Annotated in this window: 22 protein-coding genes; 18 read left to right on the top strand and 4 right to left on the bottom strand. The window is 75.6% G+C overall.

The genetic code is table 11. The features are described 5' to 3' along the window. Nucleotides 1–37: 37 nt before the first annotated feature. On the bottom strand, nucleotides 38–865 hold the full coding sequence (locus ACFU74_RS11735; RefSeq protein ID WP_380755335.1) for a hypothetical protein: 828 nt from the start codon (nucleotides 863–865) through the stop codon (nucleotides 38–40). Between the two features lie 317 nt (nucleotides 866–1,182). Here ACFU74_RS11735 and ACFU74_RS11730 point away from each other — a divergent pair, with 317 nt between their 5' ends. The 9 genes from ACFU74_RS11730 to ACFU74_RS11690 all read left to right on the top strand — a co-directional run bounded on the left by ACFU74_RS11730 (nucleotide 1,183) and on the right by ACFU74_RS11690 (nucleotide 12,647). Next, nucleotides 1,183–1,542, top strand: coding sequence for a hypothetical protein (locus ACFU74_RS11730; RefSeq protein WP_380755293.1), 360 nt, complete (start codon nucleotides 1,183–1,185; stop codon nucleotides 1,540–1,542). 103 nt (nucleotides 1,543–1,645) lie between these two features. Continuing rightward, complete coding sequence (locus tag ACFU74_RS11725; RefSeq protein ID WP_380755291.1) at nucleotides 1,646–4,531, top strand: toxin glutamine deamidase domain-containing protein; 2,886 nt, start codon at nucleotides 1,646–1,648, stop codon at nucleotides 4,529–4,531. Between the two features lie 55 nt (nucleotides 4,532–4,586). Beyond that, on the top strand, nucleotides 4,587–5,897 hold the full coding sequence (locus ACFU74_RS11720; RefSeq protein WP_380755289.1) for an SUKH-4 family immunity protein: 1,311 nt from the start codon (nucleotides 4,587–4,589) through the stop codon (nucleotides 5,895–5,897). 189 nt (nucleotides 5,898–6,086) lie between these two features. Continuing rightward, the gene (locus ACFU74_RS11715) at nucleotides 6,087–7,049 is read left to right on the top strand and encodes a Ppx/GppA family phosphatase (protein WP_380755288.1); all 963 of its coding nucleotides are present in this window, start codon (nucleotides 6,087–6,089) and stop codon (nucleotides 7,047–7,049) included. Between the two features lie 520 nt (nucleotides 7,050–7,569). Then, entirely contained in the window at nucleotides 7,570–8,397 is an 828-nt protein-coding gene (locus ACFU74_RS11710; protein WP_380755333.1) for a sugar phosphate isomerase/epimerase family protein, read from the top strand. 32 nt (nucleotides 8,398–8,429) lie between these two features. Then, a complete protein-coding gene (locus tag ACFU74_RS11705) occupies nucleotides 8,430–9,218 on the top strand; it encodes a class I SAM-dependent methyltransferase (protein WP_380755287.1) in 789 nt (262 codons plus the stop codon). A 48-nt stretch (nucleotides 9,219–9,266) separates the two neighbouring features. Next, nucleotides 9,267–10,037, top strand: coding sequence for a class I SAM-dependent methyltransferase (locus ACFU74_RS11700; RefSeq protein WP_380755285.1), 771 nt, complete (start codon nucleotides 9,267–9,269; stop codon nucleotides 10,035–10,037). A 143-nt stretch (nucleotides 10,038–10,180) separates the two neighbouring features. Next, a complete protein-coding gene (gene ilvD / locus ACFU74_RS11695) occupies nucleotides 10,181–12,025 on the top strand; it encodes a dihydroxy-acid dehydratase (protein ID WP_380755283.1) in 1,845 nt (614 codons plus the stop codon). A 94-nt stretch (nucleotides 12,026–12,119) separates the two neighbouring features. Continuing rightward, entirely contained in the window at nucleotides 12,120–12,647 is a 528-nt protein-coding gene (locus tag ACFU74_RS11690) for a hypothetical protein (protein WP_380755281.1), read from the top strand. Nucleotides 12,648–12,651: 4 nt separating this feature from the next. On the opposite strand, the gene ACFU74_RS11685 is transcribed toward ACFU74_RS11690, so the two are convergent. Further along, on the bottom strand, nucleotides 12,652–13,995 hold the full coding sequence (locus ACFU74_RS11685; RefSeq protein ID WP_380755279.1) for a hypothetical protein: 1,344 nt from the start codon (nucleotides 13,993–13,995) through the stop codon (nucleotides 12,652–12,654). A 123-nt stretch (nucleotides 13,996–14,118) separates the two neighbouring features. Further along, on the bottom strand, nucleotides 14,119–14,553 hold the full coding sequence (locus ACFU74_RS11680) for a hypothetical protein (protein ID WP_380755277.1): 435 nt from the start codon (nucleotides 14,551–14,553) through the stop codon (nucleotides 14,119–14,121). Between the two features lie 256 nt (nucleotides 14,554–14,809). Between ACFU74_RS11680 and proC the strand changes: the two genes are divergently transcribed. From proC to ACFU74_RS11665, 3 genes are all read left to right on the top strand, one after another. After that, entirely contained in the window at nucleotides 14,810–15,637 is an 828-nt protein-coding gene (gene proC, locus ACFU74_RS11675; RefSeq protein WP_380755275.1) for a pyrroline-5-carboxylate reductase, read from the top strand. Nucleotides 15,638–15,668: 31 nt separating this feature from the next. Continuing rightward, a complete protein-coding gene (locus ACFU74_RS11670; protein WP_380755273.1) occupies nucleotides 15,669–16,322 on the top strand; it encodes an HAD family hydrolase in 654 nt (217 codons plus the stop codon). A 176-nt stretch (nucleotides 16,323–16,498) separates the two neighbouring features. Next, nucleotides 16,499–17,725, top strand: a complete 1,227-nt coding sequence (locus tag ACFU74_RS11665) for an MFS transporter (RefSeq protein ID WP_380755271.1) — start codon at nucleotides 16,499–16,501, stop codon at nucleotides 17,723–17,725. 10 nt (nucleotides 17,726–17,735) lie between these two features. Here the strand turns inward: ACFU74_RS11665 and ACFU74_RS11660 are convergent, their stop codons facing one another. After that, nucleotides 17,736–18,236 carry a MarR family transcriptional regulator gene (locus ACFU74_RS11660; RefSeq protein ID WP_380755269.1) on the bottom strand — a complete coding sequence of 167 codons (501 nt, stop codon included), beginning with the start codon at nucleotides 18,234–18,236 and terminating at the stop codon, nucleotides 17,736–17,738. 116 nt (nucleotides 18,237–18,352) lie between these two features. Here ACFU74_RS11660 and ACFU74_RS11655 point away from each other — a divergent pair, with 116 nt between their 5' ends. From ACFU74_RS11655 to ACFU74_RS11630, 6 genes are all read left to right on the top strand, one after another. Beyond that, complete coding sequence (locus tag ACFU74_RS11655; RefSeq protein WP_380755267.1) at nucleotides 18,353–18,757, top strand: HGxxPAAW family protein; 405 nt, start codon at nucleotides 18,353–18,355, stop codon at nucleotides 18,755–18,757. A 69-nt stretch (nucleotides 18,758–18,826) separates the two neighbouring features. Next, nucleotides 18,827–20,023, top strand: coding sequence for an acetoin utilization protein AcuC (locus ACFU74_RS11650; RefSeq protein ID WP_380755265.1), 1,197 nt, complete (start codon nucleotides 18,827–18,829; stop codon nucleotides 20,021–20,023). 251 nt (nucleotides 20,024–20,274) lie between these two features. Continuing rightward, nucleotides 20,275–20,484: a helix-turn-helix domain-containing protein gene (locus ACFU74_RS11645; protein WP_045937940.1), complete on the top strand. Its 210-nt coding sequence runs from the start codon at nucleotides 20,275–20,277 to the stop codon at nucleotides 20,482–20,484. Between the two features lie 189 nt (nucleotides 20,485–20,673). Beyond that, on the top strand, nucleotides 20,674–20,772 hold the full coding sequence (locus ACFU74_RS11640; protein ID WP_003948845.1) for a 30S ribosomal protein bS22: 99 nt from the start codon (nucleotides 20,674–20,676) through the stop codon (nucleotides 20,770–20,772). A gap of 150 nt (nucleotides 20,773–20,922) precedes the next feature. Further along, complete coding sequence (locus ACFU74_RS11635; protein ID WP_380755263.1) at nucleotides 20,923–22,020, top strand: NAD-dependent epimerase/dehydratase family protein; 1,098 nt, start codon at nucleotides 20,923–20,925, stop codon at nucleotides 22,018–22,020. A gap of 6 nt (nucleotides 22,021–22,026) precedes the next feature. Continuing rightward, the gene (locus ACFU74_RS11630; protein ID WP_380755262.1) at nucleotides 22,027–23,040 is read left to right on the top strand and encodes a lysophospholipid acyltransferase family protein; all 1,014 of its coding nucleotides are present in this window, start codon (nucleotides 22,027–22,029) and stop codon (nucleotides 23,038–23,040) included. The last annotated feature ends 57 nt before the right edge of the window (nucleotides 23,041–23,097 follow it).

The following is a 23,097-nucleotide window of genomic DNA, read 5'->3' as shown; positions in this document are numbered from 1 at the left end:
GCGGGGTGAGGGGGCGGGCGGGCCCGCCCCCTCGGAGCTACTTGCTCTTGGGCGCCTTCGGCTTCTTCGCCGGGTCGGCCGGGTGCGGGGCCACCTTCCGGTCGCCCTTGGTGGCGATCCGCTCCTCGCACAGCCCGGCCAGCACCCGGTACGCGGCCCGGCCCATCAGCTCGGTGAGCTCCGGGCGGTAGCTGACGTACACCGGGTCGGCGCCCTGGTGGGCGTCCGGGCTGCCGGTGCACCACCAGTGCAGGTCGTGGCCGCCCGGGCCCCAGCCGCGGCGGTCGTACTCGCCGATGGTGACCTGGAGGTAGCGGGTGTCGTCCGGGCGGTCGATCCAGTCGTAGGTGCGGCGCACCGGCAGCTGCCAGCAGACGTCCGGCTTGGTCTCCAGCGGCTCGCGGCCCTCCTTGAGCGCGAGCGCGTGCAGGGCGCAGCCCGCGCCGCCGGCGAAACCGGGGCTGTTCACGAAGATGCAGGCGCCGTTGACCCGCCGGGTCTGGCGGTCGCCGTCCTCGTCGAACATGGTGATGCCGCCGTCGGCCTTGATCCGGCCCTTGGCGTCGGTGCCGTGCGCGTGGTTCTCCCAGATCTCCGGGGTCAGCCGGGCGGCGTGGCCGGTGACGCGCTTCTCGTCGTCCTCGTCCGAGTAGTGCGCGCCCAGCGTGCAGCAGCCGTCGGACTCGCCCCGGCCCTCGCGGATGCCCTGGCAGCCCTGGCCGAAGATGCACGACCAGCGGGAGGTCAGCCAGGTCAGGTCGCAGCGGAAGACCTGCTCCTCGTCGTCCGGGTCGGCGAACTCCACCCAGGCACGCGGGAAGTCGAGCGGGACCTCGGGGCGGAGTTCGGAGCGGAGGACCGGCATCGCGAGGTCGACGGCGGTCGGGCCGCCGGCCTTCGGCTTGGCCTTCTTCCCCTTGGAGGTGCCGCTGCTGTGCTGGGACGTGTCTGCTGCTGCCACTCGGCAAGGGTAGAGCCTTCGCGCGGTGGCGAACCGTCCGTGGCCACGGGCTTTACGACGAGTTCACCGCGCGGCGGCCGGGCGGAGGGGTGTTCCGGCCGGTCGGGGGGCGGGTGCGGGGCCGCGGTGAAGGCCGGGTGAAGGGGCCGTCGGCGGGCGTCGGACGGGGGCCCGGGCGGGCCTAGGATGGCGGCCGGTCCACCATACGGGGAGGTACGGGGATGGCCGACGGCGGCAGCGAGTTCGTCATCAAGCCGTGGGAACTGCACGGTGAGGGGCGGGAGTTCGAGAAGATCTCGGCGGACTTCGGGAAGGCCGCCACCGCGCTGGAAGAGGGCCTCGCCGCGCTCGGCAGCCCGTGGGGCGCGGACCGGCCGGGCAGCGGGTTCGCCGCCGTCTACCGGGAGGCGCAGGGCGGGCTGGTGGGCGGCCTGCGCGGACTGGCCGGGCGGCTCGGGACGGTCGGCGCGGGCCTGCACGGCATGGCCCGGCGGACCGCCGACGCCGACACCTCGGCGGCGAGCGGCTTCGCCGGGGGCGCGCCGGGCGCGCGCGGCACCGCCGAGGACCGCTCGGCCTGAGGCCGGCGGTGGACGCGCGCACCGTTCGGGGCCCGGCGCGCGTCTCCCCCGGGGCGGAGCGCCGCCCGGTCGTGCGGGGCCCGTCCGTCGAAGGGGGAGGCACGTGTCCCGGAAACTGCCCGAGGAACTCGTCCCGGTCCTGGCCAGGACCGGCCACCGGTGGCCGCTGGCCGACGAGGAGGGGCTGCGCAGGGCGGCCGGGCTCTGGCGCGAGTTCGGCACCGAGGCCGACCGGCTCGCCAAGCGCGGCGGCGACGCCGCGCGGCGTGTCACCGGGGACAACTCCGGCCGCGCCGTCGAGGCCTTCGCCGCGTACTGGCAGGCGTTCCAGGGCGGCGGCAAGGGGCACCTGGACGACGCGCACGCGGCGGCCGGACTGGTCGCCGGGGCCTTTGACGCGGCCGCCCGGGCCGTCGACTCCTGCAAGGCCGACATCGTCGCCGCGCTCAATGAACTGGCCGCCGAACTGAAGAAGGCCGAGGAGCAGGCCGCCGCGGCCAAGGCTTCGACGGCACAGACGGCACAGACGGCACCGGGCGCGGGCGGGCCCTTCGACACGGTGCGGCGGACCGTCGACGCGGCCGCCGAACAGGCCGCGCGGGCGGTGGCGGCCGCCGCCGTGGAGGCCGCCGGGCTGAAGATCGGCGGCCTGCTGGACGAACTCGGCCGGGCGATGAAGGACGGCCTGGGCGCCGCGCTGCGGGAGCCGGCCGTGATCGCGCTGCTGCGGCTGGCGCCGCCCGGCGCCGGCGGCGTGCGGGTGGCCGGCTACCCGGGCGGCGTCGGCGGGGCCTTCGACCCGGTGGCCGCCGGACTGCCCGCCGCCCTCGGCGAGCCCGGGGTGCTCGGCGGACCCGGCGGGACGGGGCTGGCCGTGGTGCTGGGGCAGGACGGCAAGCCGGTGGTGGGCGTGCCCGGGCTCGCGGTGAAGCTCGACGAGGCCGGGCGGCCGGTCCTGGACGCGAACGGCGAACCGGTCATCGTGCGCGCCGACGGCACGCCGGTGGCGGACGCCGACGGGCTGGTCGTCGTGGCGGGTGCGGACGGGCGGCCGGTGGTCGGGGTGGAGAACCTGGCCGTGAAGCTGGACGAGCACGGGCGACCGGTGCTGGGCAAGGACGGTCAGCCGGTGCTGACCGGGGAGGACGGCCGGGAGATCACGGGGGTGCCGCTGGCGGGTCCGTCGGCGGGAGCGCCGGACGGGCCGGGGGAGACGGGCGGGCGGCACGGGCACGGGCACGGGGCCGGGCCCGGTGCGCCCGGCGAGGGCGGACCGGTGACGGCGGTGGCGGCCGGGGTGGACGGGGTGCTCGGGGCGGGGGCCTCGGGGGTGTTCGGCGTCTCCGGGGGCGAGCCGGAGGCCGAGGACGCGGTGCCCGGTCCCGGCCCGAGCGGGCACGGGCCCCGTCCGGGACCGGAGGGGCCGGTGGGCGGTGGCGGCGGTGACCGGGCCCAGGCCGGGCCCGGGCCGACGCCCGTCCACCACGCCGACGGGAGCGGGGGCGGGGGAGGCAGCGGCGCTTCGAGCGGTTCGGCCGGTTCGGCCGGGCACGCCCGTGCGGCCGACGGCGACTACCTGCTGCCGCCGGCCGCCGCGCCTGCGTCCGGCCACGCGCCCGTGCCCTCGCCGGGTCCCGCAGCCGGCGGCGGGGGCGGCTACGTCGCCGCGCCGTTGACCGTCCGTACCGACTCGGTGCTCGCGCCGCCCGCGCCCCAGCCCGTCACCGCCTACGACCTCCCCGCGCCGTCCCCGGCCCCGTCCCCGTCGCCGGCTCCCGGCCTCGCGTCGGCTCCGGCCGTGAGCGGCTGGACGGCCGCGCCCCACGCCGCCGCCCACCCCGGCCCCTACGCCGCGCCGCCGGGCGCGGGTGGCGGCGGGGCGGTCGGCCCGGGGCCGCTGGCCGTGGGGGCGACACCGGGCGGGTCCGGCGCGCACGGCCCGGCCCCGTTCGGCAGCGGGATCGGCGCGGGCACCCCGGTCGGCCCCTCGCCGAACGCCCCCGCGCCCACCCCCGCTCCGGCCCCTCGCGCGGCCGCCGGGGCCGCGCACCCGGTCGTCGTCCCGGTCGGCGCCCCGGTGCCGGTACCCGTGCCCGTGCCTCCGCCTCCGCCGGTTCCGCCGACGGTCGGGCCCGGCGCGCCCCCGCCCGCTCCCGCTCCCGGCGGCGGAACCGGCCCCGCCCCCGGGCCCGGGCGGTCCGACGACCACCCGGCCGGCCACCCCCAGCACCGCCGCCGGACGGACGCCCCGCCCGCCGACGGTCAGCCCGGGCTCGCCTGGGGCGTGGTGCCGGTGGCCACCGCGCACGCGACCGCCCTGCACCTGGCCATGCGCGCGCTGCGCGCGGACGGCGTCCCGGGCGCGCCCGTCGTCCGGCTGCGGACCATCGCCGACAGCCGCCCGACCGGTCTGCCCGGCGGGCTCGGCCCGGTCGACCCGGAGCACCAGCGCGAGATCGAACGCCGGGCGCCCCGGGCCGCGGACGGCCTGCCCGTCCGTCACCCCGACCCGGCGGCCGGCGGCTGGACCGAGGTGGTCAACGACGGCGGGTACCGCGAACCGGGGCGGGCCAACAACAGCCTGGAGATCGCCCTCTCCGCCGTCGACACCTTCACCGGCCGCCCGACCTGCGCCGCCCCGCGCGTCCCCACCGAGGGCGACGCGGGCGAGCGCGGCGGCCGCGACCGCGCCGAGCGCGAACTCGGCGCGCCTTTCCGCGACCTCGGCGACGGCGACCAGGCCTTCGCCCGACTGGCGGGCGAACTGCGCCGGGCCGGCCACGGCGCCCAGGCCGTGCTGCTCACCCTGGACGGCTTCGGCCGCCCGCACGCCTGGAACGCGGTGTACCACCAGGACGCGGTGACCTACCTCGACCACCAGGCGGGCCGCCGGGCCCCCGCCCCCCTCCACCCCGCCGACCACGGCCTCTGGGCCATCGCCCTCACCCCCGAAGGCCGCCCCCTCGACCTGCTCGCCCCCACCTCGTGAGCCCGGTGACACCCGCACGGGGGAGAGTGGCCGTGAACGGACGGAGGTGGCCGCGGTGGCGGTGACGAGGGCGGCGGCGATCGAGGCGGCACACCGGTGGATCAACGGCGACCTGCCGACGGCGCGGGCCCGGCGGGTCCGCTCGCACGAGTTCGAGCTGGGCTGGGTGGTCTGGGCCGAGCCGCCGCCGGTCCACGTGGACCCGCGGACCGGCGAGCGGCGGGCGCCCGAGGAGGTCGGGGCGGCCTGCGCCGTGGTGGACCGGGTGGACGGCCGGTTCACCGTCTGGCCGTCGGTCCCGGTGCCCGAAGTGGTCCGGCTGTACCGGGACTTCGTCGGAGCCGGCGGCTACGACCCCACCCGGCCGCCCGCCACCGGCCGCGGTGCCCGCGCCGAGCTGACCTACCGTGACCCGGACGGCCGGGAGCGGGTCCTGGCCCTGCGTTCGGCACCGGGTCTGCCGCACCCCGCGCTGCGCGGCTGGTGGTGGCTGCGCGAGCAGGGCGTCCGGCCCGAGGAGGTGCTCGCCGTCCGCACCGACCTGCGGCCGAGCGCCCTGCCGGGCGGCTACTGGGCGTACGCGCTGGCCGCCGAACTCCCCGACGCGCGACTGGACTTCGACCTGCCGTACGGCCCGCGCTTCGACCACCGGGCGGCGGCCGTCCGCGCGCTGCCGCGGGAGGAGGGCGACGGGCCGGTCCGCAACCGGGTCCCGTTCCCGCGTGGCGTCCAGCAGCCGCCGCCCGGGGCGGAGCGCGCGCTCGCGGAGCGGCTGACGGCGCGTTTCGGGCCGGAGGGCGTCCGCCGGTTCTCCCCGGCGGACGTCGCCCGCGCCGACCTGCCGGCCGGGGACGCCCGGGTGCTGCTGACGGTGGGCGTACCGACGGCCGTCGAGGGCTACTTCGCCCTGTACGACCCGCGCCCGGACCCGGTCCTCGGCGGTGCGCCCCAGGACGCCGCCGGCCGCCCCGCGACCGTGCTCCCGCCGGTGGCCGACCACCTGGCGGCGGCGGGCCGCGGCACCAGGGTGGCCGGGCGGGAGCGCCGGGCGCTCGCCCCGCAGTCGGTGCTCGGCACCGACGGCTGGGCGCTGATCACCCTGGACACCGCCTGCGGCGCCGTCCGCGCCGTCGACCCCGACTACGCGACGGCCCGCCACTGCAACGCCACGGTCACCGCCTTCGTGAGCTCGCTGGAGCTGTTCGCCGGCTGGCTGCCGGGTCTGCGCGGGCTCGGTCCGCAGGACGCCGGGGCGGCCGTCGCCGCACTCCAGTTCGGGCTCGCCGCACTGGACCCGGAGGTCTTCGCCGACCCGGAGAACTGGTGGGCGGTGATCGTCGAGCAGCTCTGGGACGGCCTGCTCTGAGCGGTCCTCGCCGCGCCGGCCCTCCACCGTCCGGGTGAACGCCGGAACAACACCGTCCGAATAGTGTTCGAACGACCTCGCCGACCGGCCCCCGGGACGCCCTCCGGAGCCGCGATCAGTGCCCGGACCAGCAGGAACACCCGGCACGGCCGGTCTCCTCCGGCCCCGGATCGCGTAGCGTGGAGAGTTATGCGACTCGGTGTGCTCGACGTAGGTTCCAACACGGTCCACTTCCTCGTGGTGGACGCCCATCCGGGCGCCGCCCCCCTGCCCGCCTACTCCCACAAGGCCGAGCTGCGGCTCGCCGAACTCCTCGACGAGCAGGGTGCGATCAGTGAGGCCGGCGTCGACAAGCTGATCGGCATGATCGCCTCCTCGCTGCGGGTCGCCGAGGACAAGGGCGTGGTCGACATACTGCCCTTCGCGACCTCCGCCGTGCGCGAGGCCGCCAACGGCGAGGCGGTGCTGCGCCGGGTCGCCGAGGAGACCGGCGTCGAGCTGCGGGTGCTCTCCGGTCAGGACGAGGCCCGGCTGACCTTCCTGGCGGTCCGTCGCTGGTTCGGCTGGTCCTCCGGCCGGCTGCTCAACCTCGACATCGGCGGCGGCTCGCTGGAGATCGCCTGCGGCCTGGACGAGCAGCCGGACGCGGCCTGCTCGCTGCCGCTCGGCGCCGGCCGGCTGACCGCCCGCTGGCTGCCCGGCGACATCGCCGACCCCGAGCAGCTGCGCGGGCTCCGACGGCACATCCGCGCCGAGATCGCCACCGTGGTCGGCGAGATCTCCCGCCTCGGCACCCCGGACCACGCCGTCGCCACCTCCAAGACCTTCAAGCAGCTCGCCCGGATGACCGGAGCCGCCCCGGCCGACGCCGGCCCGTACGCGGACCGCCGGCTCACCCGCAGCAACCTCGCCGCCTGGCTGCCCCGGCTCTCCGCGATGACCGTCGCCGAACGGGCGCAGATCCCCGGCGTCTCCGAGGGGCGCGCCAAGCAGCTGCTGGCGGGCGCGCTGGTCGCCGACGCCGCGATGGACCTGTTCGGCCTCGACGAGCTGGACGTCTGTCCCTGGGCGCTGCGCGAGGGCATCATCCTGCGCCGTCTGGACGCCATGGACAGCGCCGCCGACCGCCGCCGGCCCGCCCTCACCCCCTGACGAACGGAGCCCGGGACGGCCGGGCGGGTACCGACCCGCTCCCCGTTCCGGGCGCGGTCCGCTTACGCTGTCTCCCGTGGCGCAACCAGCGGACGAGGACGGAACGCGGAAGGGCCGCGCTCCCGAGGACGGGCAGCCGCGGTCGGGCGCCCCGCGCCCCGCCGCCAGCCCCCGCAAGTTGGGCAAGGCCGCCCGTGAGGCGGCCGGCGGCGTCGCCGAGAAGGCCGCCCGGAAGGCCGCCACCAGAGCGGCGGGCAAGGCGGCGAGCGGCAGGACGGCCGCCGACAGGACCACCGCCGACGCCCCCGGCCGGACCAAGGGCACGGCCAGGAGCACGACCAGGACCGAGGCCGAGCCCAAGGCGACCGGCGGGACGGAGAGCCCCGTCGCAAAGCCCGCCCGCAGCACCCGCACCGCCCGGGCGGCCGGCGCCGCCAAGGCCGCCGTCCAGTCGGTGAAGTCCGTCAAGGCCGCCCGCCAGGCCGCCGCCCGCCCCCCGCTGCTGCGCACCACCGACCGCCTGGTGCTGCCCGCGCACCCGACCCTGCACATCCCGGACACCAAGGTGGCCCTGTCCACCGCCTCGGTCTACCCGGCCAACACCGCGATCGCCTTCGAACTGGCCGCCAAGCTCGGCTACGACGGCGTCGAGGTGATGGTCTGGAACGACCCGGTCAGCCAGGACATCGAAGCGCTGCGCCGGCTCTCCGACGTCCACGGCATGCCGATCCTCGCCGTGCACGCGCCGTGCCTGCTGATCACCCAGCGGGTGTGGACCACCGACCCGTGGACCAAGCTGGTCCGGGCCCGGGCGGCGGCCGACAAGCTCGGCGCGAACGCGGTCGTCGTCCACCCGCCGTTCCGCTGGCAGCGCCAGTACGCCCGCGAGTTCGTCGAGGGCGTGCACCGGATGGCGGGGGAGACCGACGTCCGGTTCGCCGTCGAGAACATGTACCCGTGGCGGTACAAGGACCGCGAGATGCTGGCGTACGCGCCGGGCTGGGACGTCACCGACGAGGACTACCGGCACTTCACCATCGACCTGTCGCACGTCGCCACCTCGCGGGTGGACGCCTTCGCGATGGTCGACCGGATGGGGGACCGGCTCGCCCACGTCCACCTGGCGGACGGCTCCGGCTCCGGCAAGGACGAGCACCTCATCCCGGGCCGGGGCAAGCAGCCCTGCGCCGAACTGCTGGAGCACCTCGCCCGCACCGGCTTCGACGGCCACGTGGTGCTGGAGGTCAACACCCGCCGGGCCGCGTCGCCCGCCGAACGCGAAGCCGATCTCGCCGAGGCGCTCGCCTTCACGCGCTTGCACCTGGCCACCCCCGCCCGCGTACGCTGACGGCACACGAACTGCCGTCCTGAGGGGGAGACATGGCGGAACCGGAAGCGACCGGGCCCGGCGGCGACTTCCGCCGGCTCGCGGAGTCGTTCGGCGGGGTGGCGGCGGAGTACGACCGGGCGCGGCCGTCGTACCCGCAGGAGCTGTTCGACGAGCTGGAGCGGCTGGCCGGACGCCCCCTCCGGGGCGCGCGGGTGCTGGACGTGGGCGCGGGCACCGGGATCTCGACCCGGCTGCTGGCGGCCCGGGGCGCCGATGTGATCGCGGTCGAGCCGAGTGCGGGGATGGCGGCGCAGTTCCTGGCGAGCGGCCCCGGCCTGGCGCTGGTCCGGGGGACGGGGGACGAGCTGCCGTTCCACGACGGCTCGGCGGACTTCGTCACCTACGCCCAGGCGTTCCACTGGACCCGCCCCGAGCGCTCGGTCCCCGAGGCGATCCGGGTCCTGCGGCCCGGCGGCGCCCTCGCGGCCTGGTGGAACGTGAAGGACAGCGGCGTCACCTGGGTGCGGGCGATGGGCGAGCGGCTCGCCGCCGCGCTGCCCGGGACGTACCACCACTACAGGGCCACCAAGGAGATCGCCTCCGACCTCGCCCCGTACGGCCTGCGGACCGGGCACGTCGTGCTCCACTGGGAGCGCAGGGTCACCGTCGACCACCTGATCACCGATCTCTCCTCGCGCTCCTACCTCGCCGCGCTCACCCCGGAGCAGCGCGCGCCGCTGCTGGCCGTCGAGCGCGAGGCCCTGCTGGCGGAGTTCCCGGACGGCTGGGTGAGCGAGCCGTACGTCCTGGACCTCACCGTCGCGACCACCCCGGCCTGAGCCCGGGAGCCGAACCCGAACCTGACCCGATCCGATCGAGGGGGAGACATGACGGACGTCCAGGAGTTCCGGAAACTCGCGGAGTCGTTCGGCGGGGTGGCGGCGGAGTACGACCGGGCGCGGCCGTCGTACCCGCAGGAGCTGTTCGACGAGCTGGAGCGGCTGGCCGGACGCCCCCTCCGGGGCGCGCGGGTGCTGGACGTGGGCGCGGGCACCGGGATCTCGACCCGGCTGCTGGCGGCCCGGGGCGCGGACGTGGTCGGGGTGGAGCCGAGTGCGGGCATGGCGGCGCAGTTCCTGGCGAGCGGTCCGGGCCTCGCCCTGGTCAAGGGCACCGGCGACGAGCTGCCGTTCCACGACCGTTCGGCGGACTTCGTGACCTACGCCCAGGCGTTCCACTGGACCCGCCCCGAGCGCTCGGTCCCCGAGGCGATCCGGGTCCTGCGGCCCGGCGGCGCGCTCGCGGCCTGGTGGAACGTGATGGACCAGGAGGTGCCCTGGGTCCGGGCCGCCTGCGTCCGGGAGCGCGAGCTGGTGCCCGGGGCCGTCCGCCAGTTCGAAGAACTGGAGACGGCGGCCGAACAGTGGCGCCGCCTCGGTCTTGAGTCCGTCGGCACGGTGCTCCGCTGGGAGCGCCGGACCACCGTCGACCACCTGGTCACGGACCTCTCCTCGCGCTCCTACGTCGCCGTCCTCGACGAGGACCGGCGCCGTGTGCTGCTGGAGGGCGAGCGCGAGGCGCTGCGGGCCGAGTTCCCGGACGGCCGGATCACCGTGCCGTACCTCCTGGACCTCACCCTCGCGGTCGTCCCCCGGTGACACCGTCGCCGACCGCGTCGCTGACCGCATCGCGGACGCGGCGTCCGCCGCCCGGACGGCGGGCGTAGGCTCGACGGACACAGCGGCCCCGCACCCTCCGAACGACCGGGGCCGCCAGCCAGCCTCCGAAGGAGTGGAGCACAGTGCCCGAGCTGAGGTCCCGTACGGTCACCCACGGTCGCAACATGGCAGGCGCCCGGGCGCTTCTCCGGGCGGCCGGCGTAGCCCGCGAGGACTTCGGCAAGCCGATCATCGCGGTCGCCAACTCCTTCACCGAGTTCGTCCCCGGCCACACCCACCTCCAGCCGGTCGGCCGGATCGTCTCCGAGGCGATCAAGCAGGCGGGCGGCATCCCGCGCGAGTTCAACACCATCGCCGTCGACGACGGCATCGCGATGGGCCACGGCGGCATGCTCTACTCGCTGCCCTCGCGCGACCTGATCGCCGACTCGGTCGAGTACATGGTCAACGCGCACTGCGCCGACGCGCTGATCTGCATCTCCAACTGCGACAAGATCACCCCCGGCATGCTGATGGCCGCGCTGCGCCTCGACATCCCGACCGTCTTCGTCTCCGGCGGGCCGATGGAGGCCGGCAAGGCCACCCTGGTCGACGGCACCGTGCGCAAGCTCGACCTGGTCGACGCGATCTCCCAGGCGGTCAACGAGAACGTCTCCGACGAGGACATCGCGATCATCGAGGAGAACGCCTGCCCGACCTGCGGCTCCTGCTCGGGCATGTTCACCGCCAACTCGATGAACTGCCTCACCGAGGCGATCGGCCTCTCGCTGCCCGGCAACGGCTCCGTCCTCGCCACCCACACCGCCCGCCGGGCGCTCTACGAGAACGCCGGCCGGACCGTCGTCGAGATCGCCAACCGCCACTACGGCCAGGACGACCACTCCGTCCTGCCGCGCTCGATCGCGAGCCGTGCCGCCTTCGAGAACGCCATGGCCCTCGACATCGCCATGGGCGGCTCCACCAACACCATCCTCCACCTGCTCGCCGCCGCCCAGGAGGCCGAGCTGGACTTCGACATGCGGGCCATCGACGCGGTCTCCCGCAGGGTGCCCTGCCTCTCCAAGGTCGCGCCCAACGGCTCGTACTACATGGAGGACGTGCACCGGGCCGGCGGCATCCCGGCCATCCTCGGCGAGCTCTACCGGGGCGGGCTGCTCAACGAGGACGTGCACACCGTGCACTCCGACTCGCTCGCCGAGTGGCTGAAGACCTGGGACGTCCGCGGCGGCTCGCCGTCCGCCGAGGCCGTCGAGCTCTGGCACGCCGCCCCCGGCTGCGTCCGCTCCGCCGAGGCCTTCTCGCAGTCCGAGCGCTGGGAGTCGCTGGACACCGACGCCGCCAACGGCTGCATCCGCAGCGTCGAGCACGCCTACTCCGTCGAGGGCGGCCTCGCCGTGCTGTACGGCAACCTCGCCGAGGACGGCTGCATCGTGAAGACCGCCGGCGTCGACGAGTCGATCTGGACGTTCAGCGGCCCGGCCGTCGTCGTCGAGTCCCAGGAGGACGCGGTCGAGGCGATCCTCGCCAAGCGGGTCAAGGAGGGCGACGTCGTCGTCATCCGCTACGAGGGCCCCAAGGGCGGCCCCGGCATGCAGGAGATGCTCTACCCGACCTCCTTCCTCAAGGGCCGCGGCCTCGGCAAGGCCTGCGCGCTGGTCACCGACGGCCGCTTCTCCGGCGGCACCTCGGGCCTGTCGATCGGCCACGCCTCCCCGGAGGCCGCGTCCGGCGGCACCATCGCGCTGGTCGAGGACGGCGACACCATCGCCATCGACATCCCGGGCCGGCGGATCTCCCTGGAGGTCCCCGCCGAGGTCCTGGACGAGCGCCGCCGCGCGCTGGAGGCCGGCGGCGGCTACCGGCCGAAGAACCGCGACCGCCAGGTCAGCCAGGCCCTGCGCGCGTACGCCGCGATGGCCACCTCCGCCGACAAGGGCGCCGTCCGGGACGTCTCCAAGCTCGGCTGACCCCGTCCGCCGGGCCGGCAGCGGCCACGAGGAGCCGTCCCGACCACCGGGACGGCTCCTCCGCCGTTTCCGCCGACCGGGGATAATCGGATCCGTGACCCAGGAACCCAGCCTCCCCGCCCAGCCCGCCGGCGCCCCCGAGCCGGAGCCGATCCGCTGGTTCGGCACCAGCTGGGTCGAGCGCGACGGCGGCTACCGGCTGCGCCGCGTCCTCGTCCCCGTCGGCGCCCTGCTCGCCGCCGCGGCCGCCGCCCTCCTGTTGCGCTTCGCCGTCGACGGCATCCGGGTCGCCGACAACGGCGGGTTCCTCAACGGCCTGCTGGCCGCCGCCGTCGCGATCTGCTCGCTGCTCGCCGCGCTGCGCACCTGGAAGCTGCTCGCCGAGGGCAAGGAGAACCTGACCGGCTGGATGGCGGAGGAGAAGTCGCTCGGCGTGGTCTGGATCATCGGCGGGGTCGGCGCCCTGCTCGCCTACTTCGTCCGCAGCCTGCGCGAGGCCCCGGGCGAGGCCGTCCGGCGCGCCCGCTACGAGCGCGAGCTCGACCGCCACGAGCGCCGGCAGGCCAACCGCAGCGGACGGCCCGGCGCCAGGACGCCGGGCCGCGCCAAGCGCAGGCGCTGAGGCCTCAGCTGCGGGTCACCGTCCCGCACTCGTCGTCGTCGGCCGGCAGGTCCTTGCTGCGGTCGTACGGGTCGCTGGCGGTGCCGCTCGGTGAGGGCTCGGGGCCGTCCACGGCCGCGAACTGGTCGAACTGCGGGTGCAGATAGCCGTCGTAGACGTCGCAGGCGCTGTTGCCGATCTCGGACCTGCTGCTGAGGTTCAGCTTCTTCGGGATCACGTCGTAGCGCTTCGGGTCGTAGAACCGGAAGGTCTCCACCTTGCGGACCACGGTGCGGGCGGTCCAGGTGTCCCCGGCGACGTCGGCGGCCGGCACCGTCCAGCCGACCGGCTTGGCCGTGCCGCCCGCGCCGCCGCTGCCGCCGCCCTGGGTGGGCTTCGGTCTGGGGGAGGCGGCGCGCGCGGCGGCCTCCGGACCGGGCCGCAGCGCGTAGACGAAGGTGAAGTCGGTGTGCACCAGCACGCCCTTCTCGCCGTCGCCCTCGACCGTGATCATGCCCTGGAGCTTCACCGTGCCGTCGACCGGGATCGCCTCCGCCGGGTCGAAGCGGGTGAACCAGTACGTGGGGTCGGTCTCGACGGACGGCTTGGCGAGCGCCTTGACCGCCGAGTTCTGCTCCTCTGCGTCCAGCATCGCCAGCGCCGCCGCCGGACGCCCGCCGGCCACCACCGCCGGGTCCAGGTTGGCCGCCGCCAGGTACTCCTTGACCAGCTCGACCTGCTCGGCGACCTCCTCGGCGGTGAACACCCCGATGGCGCCGGGAGCCTCCTTGGGCTCGAACACCGTGATGCCGGTCGGCCACCCCTCGGCGGGGGAGCCGGCCCACGGGTGGTCGACGGTGGGGCGCTGCTCCGCCGCCGCCGACGGGGCTCCGGTCGGCCGGGCCGTCTCCGGCGCGACGGTCGGCACCGGGGTGGACGTGGCCGTACCGGCGGAGCCGTCACCGAAGCGCGTCGAGTACCAGTCCCGCAGCCCGTCGACGTTCAGCGCGGCGAGCACCAGGGCGACGGCCAGCAGCACGAACAGCGGCGTGCGCCACTCCAGCGAGCGCCGCGGCCGCCGGTTGCCCCACGGGTCGACCGGCCGCGCCTTGCGGGCGAACCGCTTCTTCGGTGCCGGTCCGTCGTTCACCGAACGGCGGCCGCCCGGGTCGACCGGCGGGGTGTGCCGCCACTGGGCGGCGAGCATCCGGGTGCGGCCCGTCTGCTCCTTGACGGAGGCGCCCTGGACGAACTCCTCGTCCAGGACGAGGTCGGCGAACGGGTCCTTCCCGTCCGGCCCGGACGGGGCGGTCCCGCCCGGTTCCCCGCCCTCGGACGGGCGCGGTTCTGGATCTTCGGCGATCGGCATCGCGCCAGTATGCCGACGGAGGGTGACAGGTGTTCGATCGGGGCCACACCAAGCGGTGAACACGCCGGCGGTGTGCGTCGATCGGGACGTTTTGTCCCCGGCCCGACCGCCGCCGAGGCCCCGTCAGTCCTTGCCGCGGGCCTTCTTCACCGAGCCGACCACCCCCGCGACGGTCACCAGCATCGCGGCCGGGAACAGCGAGGCGAAGAAGGCCTCGAACAAGCCCGCGTCCCCGAGGAACAGCTGCGCCAGCGTGTTCAGCACCAGCAGCCCGCCCGCCGCCGGGACCGCCGCCTGCCACGGGTGCTCGTTCGCCCACCGCTGCAGCCGCCGGTCGCCGCTCTCCCGGCGCAGCCGGGCGCCGACCGTGCCGACCAGGAAGAAGAAGAACAGGCCCCAGCCGGCCGAACCGGCCAGCATGCTCGACGACCAGTCCCCGTCGATCAGTTCGATCACCAGGTCCGTCGCCCCCACCAGCGCACCGACTCCCGCGGCCGTCCGCCACGGTCCCAGGGTCGCCGCGGCGACGGCCACCTGCCGGTTCTCACGTCGGGACATCTCTCCGTGTGCCATGACTCCACGGTGCGCCCGCGCCAACCCCCGGGCCATAGGGGAGAACCCGGAGTTTCGCCCTAGGGGCCGCCCGGCGGAGCCCCGGACGCGACGCTCCGCCGCGCCCGGTCGCAGCCCCCTCGGCGGTGCCCGGCCGTGCCCGGCGACCGTGCCCGCAGAGTGGACGGTGCCGCCGGTGGCGGGCGCGCGGTGCGAGGATGGCCGCGGTGCAGGAACGCGGTACCGGAGGCAAGGAGCGGCCATGACCAGCAGCGCGGCGCACGGACAGAAGATCGCCTTCCTCGGCACGGGCAAGATCGGGGAGGCCCTGCTCTCCGGTCTGCTGCGGGCCGGCAAGGACCCGGGGGACGTCCTGGTGACCGCCCGCCGCCCGGAGCGGGCCGCCGAGCTGGCCACCCGGTACGGGGTCGGCGTGGTGGGCAACACCGAGGCCGCCAAGCTGGCCGACACCCTGATCCTCGCGGTGAAGCCGCAGGACATGGGCACCCTGCTGGACGAGCTGGCGCCGCACGTCGCCCCGGACCGGCTGGTGATCTCGGCGGCGGCCGGCATCCCCACGGCATGGTTCGAGGCCCGGCTGGCGGCCGGCACCCCGGTGGTCCGGGTGATGCCGAACACGCCCGTCCTGGTCGACGAGGGCATGAGCGTGATCTCCGGCGGCTCGCACGCCACCGAGGCGCACCTGGAGCGGGCGGAGGAGATCTTCCGCTCGGTCGGCAAGGCGCTGCGGCTGCCCGAGTCCCAGCAGGACGCGGCGACCGCGCTCTCCGGCTCCGGGCCGGCGTACTTCTACTTCCTGGTCGAGGCGATGACCGACGCGGGCATCCTGCTCGGCCTGCCCCGGCAGGTGGCGCACGACCTGATCGTGCAGTCGGCGATCGGCGCCTCGGTCATGCTGCGGGACTCCGGTGAGCACCCGGTGAAGCTGCGCGAGGCGGTCACCTCGCCGGCCGGCACCACCATCGCGGCCATCCGCGAGCTGGAGAACCACGGGGTGCGGGCGGCCCTGCTGGGCGCCCTGGAGGCGGCCCGGGACCGCTCCCGCGAGCTGGCCTCCGGCGGCAAGTGACCTGCGGGAACGGGCCGGTAGGGTCGCACGCATGACCTATGAACTGGTGATCTTCGACAACGACGGTGTCCTGGTGGACAGCGAGCCGCTCTCCAACCGGCTGCTGGCCGAGTACCTGACCGAGCTGGGCTACCCGACCACGATCGAGGACTCCTACCGGGACTTCATGGGCACCGCCGCCCACCGGGTGCACGACGTCATCGCCGAGCGGTACGACGGCGCGCTGCTCCCGGAGGACTTCGACGATGCGTACCACGGCCGGATCTTCGACGCGTTCACGGCCGAGCTGACCGCCGTCCGGGGCGCGGGCGCGCTGCTGGAGGAGCTCCGGCGGCGCGAGATGCCGTACTGCCTGGCCTCCTCCGCCCACCACAGCTGGATCCGCGCCGCGCTGGACGCCGCCGGACTGCGCGGCCGCATCGCCGAGGAGCGGATCTTCAGCGCCCAGGACGTCGGCGTGGGCAAGCCCGCCCCGGACCTCTTCCTGCACGCGGCCCGCACCCTCGGCGTCGACCCGGCGGTCTGCCTGGTGCTGGAGGACAGCCCCAACGGGGTGCTGGCCGCCCGTGCGGCCGGCATGGACGTCTACGGCTACACCGCGCTGACCGACCCGGCGAAGTTGACCGCCGCCGGTGCCACCGGCCTGATCGCCGACCTGGCCGAGGTCCCCGCCCTGCTCGGCTGAGCAGCGCGGACACCCCGGGGGCGGGGCACCGGCCGATGCCGCGCCCCCCGGTCCCGGCGGCCGGGGCGGCCCGGCCGAGGACGCCGCTGTTCCGCGTGCGCACCCCCTCCCGGGAACGGCCGTCTGCGCCTACGCTCTCGCCACCGACCGCCGTACCGGCCAGTAGCGAGGTGCTCGTGCGTACCGAGGGTCCCGAGAGCGCCGACCGGAGCGAGGGGCCCGCGATCACGCCGCGGCTCCGGGCGGGACGGGCCGCACTGGCCGTGAGCTTCCTGCTCCAAGGGGTCGCCTTCGCCCTGCTGGTCGCCTGCGTCCCGGAGATCCAGGACCGGTACGGGCTGGACGACGCGCTGCTGCCGCTCTTCCTGGCCGCGGTACCGGTACTGGCCGGGGTGGGCTCGATCGCCGCCGAGCGGCTGGCCCGCCGGACCGGCGCGCGGGCCGTGCTGCGGGTGGTCCAGCCGGCGGTCTGCGCCACCCTGGCCGCCGTCGGCCTCGGGGACGCGCTCTGGCAGTTGGCGCTCGCCCTGGGCGCCTTCGGACTGCTGGTCGGCGCGCTGGACGCCAGTATGAACATGCTCGGGGTCGGCCTCCAGCGCCGCTACGGCCGCTCCGTGATGCTCGGCTTCCACGCGGCGTTCAGCCTCGGCGGCATCCTCGGCGCGGCCGTCGCCGGCCTCGGCGCGCACTACGACCTCGGCCTGCCGGTGCTGTTCGGGGCGGCGGCCGCGGTGATCGCCCCGCTCGCGCTGCCCGTCGGCGCGCTCCTCGCCGGACCCGCCGAACTTGGCGATGCCGTCCGGGCGGCCGCCGAGGCCGCCGCCCGGACGGTCCCGTGGCGCCCGCTGCTGCCGCTCTGCCTGGCGATGGCCTTCGCCTGCATCGCCGACGCCTCGGTCTCCAACTACAGCGTCAAGTACCTGACCGACGCGCTGCACAGCCCCGAGGACGTCGCCAAGCTCTCGTACGTCGGCTACCTGGTGGCGACGCTGTTCGGCCGGGCGTTCGGCGACCGCGCGGTACGGCGCTGGGGTGCCGTCCCGGTGGTGCGGACCGGTGCCGCGCTGGCCGCGCTCGGCTTCGCGGTGGCCGCCGCCGCACCGGACGCCGGGACCGGCATCGCCGGGTTCACCGTGCTCGGCCTCGGGATCTGTGCGATCGTCCCGCAGGTCTTCGCAGCGGGCGGCCGGCTCCTCCCGACGGACCCGGACGCCGCCGTGGCCCGGCTCAACCTGTTCAACTACGCGGGCTTCCTGGTCGGTTCACCGCTGGTGGGGGCGCTGGCGGGGGCCGGCTCCTACCGCTGGGCACTGCTCGCCCCGATGCTGCTGGTGCTGGCCGTCCTGCCGCTCGCCGACCGCTTCGCCCCGGCCCCGGCCCCGGCGGCGCCCGCCCCCGCGTGAGCCGAGGGCGTCAGCCGGAGGCGCCCCGGTCCGTGGTCCCCCGGACCTCGTCCAGCGACTCGCGCATGATCCCCCGGGCGCGGGTGAACCAGTCGGCGAGGACGGCGATCTCGTCCGGGGTGTAGTCGGCGAAGAGGCGGCCGATCCGTTCGTAGAAGGGGCCGTAGACCTCCAGGATCCGGGTCTGCGCGTCGGCCTCCAGCACCACCCGCACCCGGCGGCGGTCGCCCGGGTCGGCCTGGCGCCGGGCGTACCCGGCCTTCTCCAGCCGGTTGAGCACACCGGTCACGGCGCCGGTGGTCAGCTGGGCGCGTTCGGCGAGGTCTCCGGCGGACAGGGGCTCTCCTGCGGTGGCCGCCTCGATCAGGAAGCCGAGGCAGGTGAGGTCGGTGACGTTCAGGCCGAGCCGCGCCGCGATGTCCTGCTGGCCGAACTGCGCGAGCGAGATCATCCGGTCCATCGCGTAGAGCGCCTGTGCGGCCGTCGCGTCCGGGCGGGGCTTGCCCTCCACAGGAGATCTCCTTAGCATCTAAGTTACTTATCTTGCGAGATAAAACGTTGGTCGGTCGGGCGTCGTGCGGGCGGGGGAGTCCGTGCGAGCCCGTCCATCACACCAAACGAGGAGACATGGGCGCACACGGTGATCACGACATGGGCCACACGGTGGCCGGCTGGACCGGTACGGCGGTGGCCACCCTCGGCTCGGCCGCCACGGGCGCGGCCTTCATCGCCGGCTCCGCGCCCGGGCTGTGGGCCGGCGCGGCGCTGACCGCCCTCGGGGCGGTCGCCGCCTGGGTGCTCCACCTGGCCGGCCGGGGCAAGGCCACCGGCCCCCGCCCGCCCGGCCTGCGGCACTGGCGCGCCCCGGACCCGGCCGGCCGGCGCGGCCACCCGGACTGCCTGGGCTGCCGGCTCGCCGGCCGTCGCCCCGCCGAGGCCCCCGGCACCTTGGCTCCCGGCGCTCGGGCTCCCGGCGCCCCGGCTCCCGAAGCCCTGGCCCCCGGACCGGCCACCGGAGCCTCCCGGGGCTGACGCCCGTACAACCAGCGTTCAAGGACCCGTTGCCGGGCCCCGCCGCCCCCACCCACTACGGTGGAGGCCATGCCCGACGCCGAGCGTGACACCTCCTGCGGCCTGCACCTCTTCTGGGACGAGGCGGTCACCGCCTACGACTTCGGCCCAGGCCACCCGATGGACCCGACCCGGCTGGCGCTCACCATGCGCCTGGTGGAGGACCTCGGCCTCGCCGCAGGACCCGGCGTCACCGTCCGCTCGGCGCCGCCCGCAGGCGAGTCCACCCTCCGGCTGGTGCACACCGCGGAGTACGTCGAGGCGGTCAAGTACGCCGCCGCCCACCCCGAGCGGCAGGACCCCAGGCACGGCCTCGGCACCGACGACAACTGGTCCTTCCCCGCCGTCCACTCCGCCTCCGCGCTGATCGCCGGCCAGTCCGTCGCCGCCGCCGAGGCCGTCTGGCGCGGCGAGACCCCGCACGCCGTCAACTTCGCCGGCGGCCTGCACCACGCCATGCCCGACCGCGCCTCCGGCTTCTGCGTCTACAACGACCCGGCCCTCGCCATCGCCCGGCTGCTCGAACTCGGCGCCGAGCGGGTCGCCTACGTCGACGTCGACGTCCACCACGGCGACGGCGTCCAGCAGGCCTTCTGGGACGACCCCCGGGTGCTCACCGTCTCCCTGCACGAGCACCCCGCCACCCTCTTCCCGCAGACCGGCTGGGCCACCGAGACCGGCGGCCCCGGCGCCGTGGGCTCCGCCGTCAACCTCCCGCTGCCGGCCGGCACCGGCGACACCGGCTGGCTGCGCGCCTTCCACGCCCTGGTGCCCGAGCTGCTCGCCGCCTTCCGCCCCCAGGTCATGGTCACCCAGCACGGCGCCGACACCCACCTGGAGGACCCGCTCGCCCACCTCGCCGTCACCGTGGACGCCCAGCGGGCCATCGCCCAGGAGCTGCACGCGCTCGCCCACGAGCACGCCGACGGCCGCTGGATCGCGCTCGGCGGGGGCGGCTACGCCGTCGTCGACGTCGTCCCGCGGACCTGGACCCACCTGGTCGCCACCGCGGCCGGCCGCCCGGTCGACCCGGCCACCGAGACCCCGGAGTCCTGGCGCGCCGAGGTCTACCGGCGCACCCGCCGCCCGGCCCCGCTGCGGATGACGGACGGCGCCCGTCCGGTCTGGCGCGACTTCGACGCGGGATACGATCCGGCCGACCGCCTCGACCAGGCGATCCTGGCCACCCGCCGCGCCGTCCTGCCGCACCACGGCCTGATGCCCTGACCCGCGCCGCGGAACCGGCACCCCCGCTTGTGAAGACCTGGTGCCCGGTCGCGTTCCGTGCGCACGCCGCCTAGTGCAGACCGCCGATCGGCTACGTACTGCAACGGGCTTATGCCTCACCGTACGAGGACTGCGGTTCTCCCTCTTCCCACTGGTACCACCCATAACTACTCTGGGGATACACGTGTGCCGGTGGAGTCACCGGAGGGGAAGCCGGTGCCTTGCACACGGGTAAGGGTCGGGTGATGGTCATGAGTTCCGGCGAACGCCCCTTGCAGGACGTCGTCTTCCTGACCGTGGCCGAGGTGGCCGCGGTCATGCGGGTCTCCAAGATGACGGTCTACCGGTTGGTGCACAGCGGTGAGCTGCCCGCCATCCGGGTCGGCCGCTCGTTCCGGGTGCCCCAGCAGGCAGTGCACGAGTACCTCAAGGAGTCCTACGTGCGGCTCGAAAGCGCGTAGGCGGGCCGGTCGGGTACGGGGTCCGCCACGGTGGACCCCGTATCCGTTCGCCCCGGATTCGCCTTGAGTTCGCCCGCCTCGGGGAGCGCGATTACGGCCCTGGGCGAGTGGCAGGTAGGCTAGGCCCTCCGTCAGTCGTATGGACTCCGTCTCTCACGGGCGAGAGTCTCAGTGAGCGAGGGTTGTTCCGTGGGCTCTGTCATCAAGAAGCGTCGCAAGCGTATGGCCAAGAAGAAGCACCGCAAGCTTCTCAAGCGCACGCGCGTTCAGCGTCGCAACAAGAAGTAAGCGTCCCCGGCCGCGCCTCGCGCGCCCAGCGCTTCGCACCGCCCGCCCCGGCCTCACGGTCCGGGGCGGGCGGTGTCGTTTCCCGGCCCGCCGCGGCGGCGCGGTACGGTGCACGCAGGTCGCCCGGGCCGAGGAATGGGGTGCAGCGCTGTGGGAACGGTCGTGCTCGTCACCGGCGTGGCCCGCCACCTCGGCGCCCGCTTCGCCGCCGAGCTTCGCCGCCGGCCGGGGGTGGACCTGGTGGTCGGCGTGGACGTGCAGCCGCCGCGCCCGGCGCTGCGCGCGCTCGCGGAGCCGGACGGGCCCGCCGCGCCGTACCGCTTCCACCAGCTCGACCTGCGCCGCCCCGCCGTGGCGCGGGTGATCGCCGAGCACGGCGTCGACACGGTCGTCCACCTCGCGGTCAGCGCGACCGGTCTCGGCTCCACCCACCGCTCCGCGGTGAAGGAGTCCAACGTGATCGGCACGATGCAGCTGCTCGGCGCCTGCCAGAAGGCGCCGGGGGTGCGGCGGCTGGTGGTGAAGTCGACCACCGGCGTCTACGGCTCCGCGCCGCGCGACCCGGCGGTGTTCACCGAGCGCACCCAGCCGAAGGTCCTGCCGGTCGGCGGCTTCGCCAAGGACGCCGTCGAGGTGGAGGGCTACGTCCGTGGCTTCGCCCGGCGCCGCCCGGACGTCGCGGTCACCGTGCTGCGGTTCGCCAACATCGTCGGTCCCGGCGCCGACACCCCGCTCAGCGACTACTTCGCGCTGCCGGTGCTGCCGACCGTCCTCGGGTACGACCCCCGGCTGCAGTTCGCGCACGAGGACGACGTGATCGAGGTGCTCTGCCGCTCCTCCTTCCCCGCCGCGCCGGGCACCGTGAACACCGGCACCTTCAACGTCGCGGGGGAGGGCGTGCTGCTGCTCTCCCAGTGCGCCCGCCGGCTGGGCCGGCCGACCCTGCCGCTGCTGCTGCCCGCCGTCAGCTGGATGGCCGGGCTGGCCCGGCAGACCCGGCTGGTCGACGTCTCGCCCGAGCAGCTGCGACTGCTGACCCACGGCCGGGTGGTGGACACCGCGCGGCTGCGCGAGGAGTTCGGCCACCGTCCGGCGTTCACCACGCCGGAGGCCTTCGCGGACTTCGCCGCCGCGCAGTCGCCCGGCCTGCTGCCCCCGCGGCGGCTGACCGCCGTCACCGACGGACTGGCCGCGCTGCTGGCCGGGTCCGATGCCACCGCCGCCCGCCCGCACCGACCCAGGAGCTGAACCCGCATGAGTGCCGCCGCCGAGAACGCGCCGGGCGAGGCGAAGGTCATCCCGATCGAGTCCGCGCCCAGCTGGAACGAGCCGCCCGCCGACGCTCCCGGCCTGGCCGACCGGGTCGCCGACGCCGTCGGCGGCGCGCTGGCCGGGCGGCTCGGTGCCGCCGCGACCCGGGCGTTCGGCAAGGGCTGGGAGGACCGGGCCGCCGAAGGGCTGGCCTTCCTGCGCCGCCGGATCACCGGCGACTACGAGGTCGACGAGTTCGGCTTCGACCGGGAGCTCACCGAGGAGGTGCTGCTCGGGCTGCTGCGGCCGCTGGCGGAGAAGTACTTCCGGGTGGAGGTGCGCGGGATCGGGAACATCCCGGCCGAGGGCGGCGCGCTGATCGTCGCCAACCACTCCGGGACGATCCCGCTGGACGCCCTGATGACCCAGGTGGTGATACACGACCACCACCCGCACCGGCGGCACCTGCGGATGCTCGCCGCCGACCTGGTGTTCGTGCTGCCCGGGGTCAACGAGCTGGCCCGCAAGGCCGGGCACACCCTGGCCTGCAACGAGGACGCCCAGGCGCTGCTGGAGCGCGGCGAGCTGGTCGGCGTCTGGCCGGAGGGCTTCAAGGGGATCGGCAAGCCGTTCGCCGAGCGGTACAAGCTGCAGCGGTTCGGCCGGGGCGGTTTCGTCTCCTCGGCACTGCGGGCAGGGGTGCCGATCGTCCCGTGCTCGATCGTCGGGGCGGAGGAGACCTATCCGATGATCGGGAACTTCCGGACGCTGGCCCGGCTGCTGGGCCTGCCGTACGTGCCGATCACGCCGACCTTCCCGTGGCTGGGGCCGCTCGGCGCGGTGCCGCTGCCGACCAAGTGGATCATCGAGTTCGGCGAGCCGATCGCCACCGACCGGCACCCGGCGGAGGCGGCCGACGATCCGGTGCTGGTCTTCGACCTGGCCGACGAGGTGCGCGAGACCATCCAGCACACGCTCTACCAGCTGCTGGTGCAGCGGCGGTCGGTCTTCTTCTGAGCGCGCGCGGACGCGGGCGGGGGCCCGGCGGCGGCGGGGTCGGCGGGGGGGCCCCCC

It is taken from the genome of Kitasatospora sp. NPDC057500 (assembly GCF_042802195.1).
In the GTDB taxonomy this organism is placed as follows: Bacteria; Actinomycetota; Actinomycetes; order Streptomycetales; family Streptomycetaceae; genus Kitasatospora.
The sequence above is the reverse complement of the archived record's forward strand: the minus strand, read 5'-3'. Positions and strand labels throughout refer to the sequence as shown.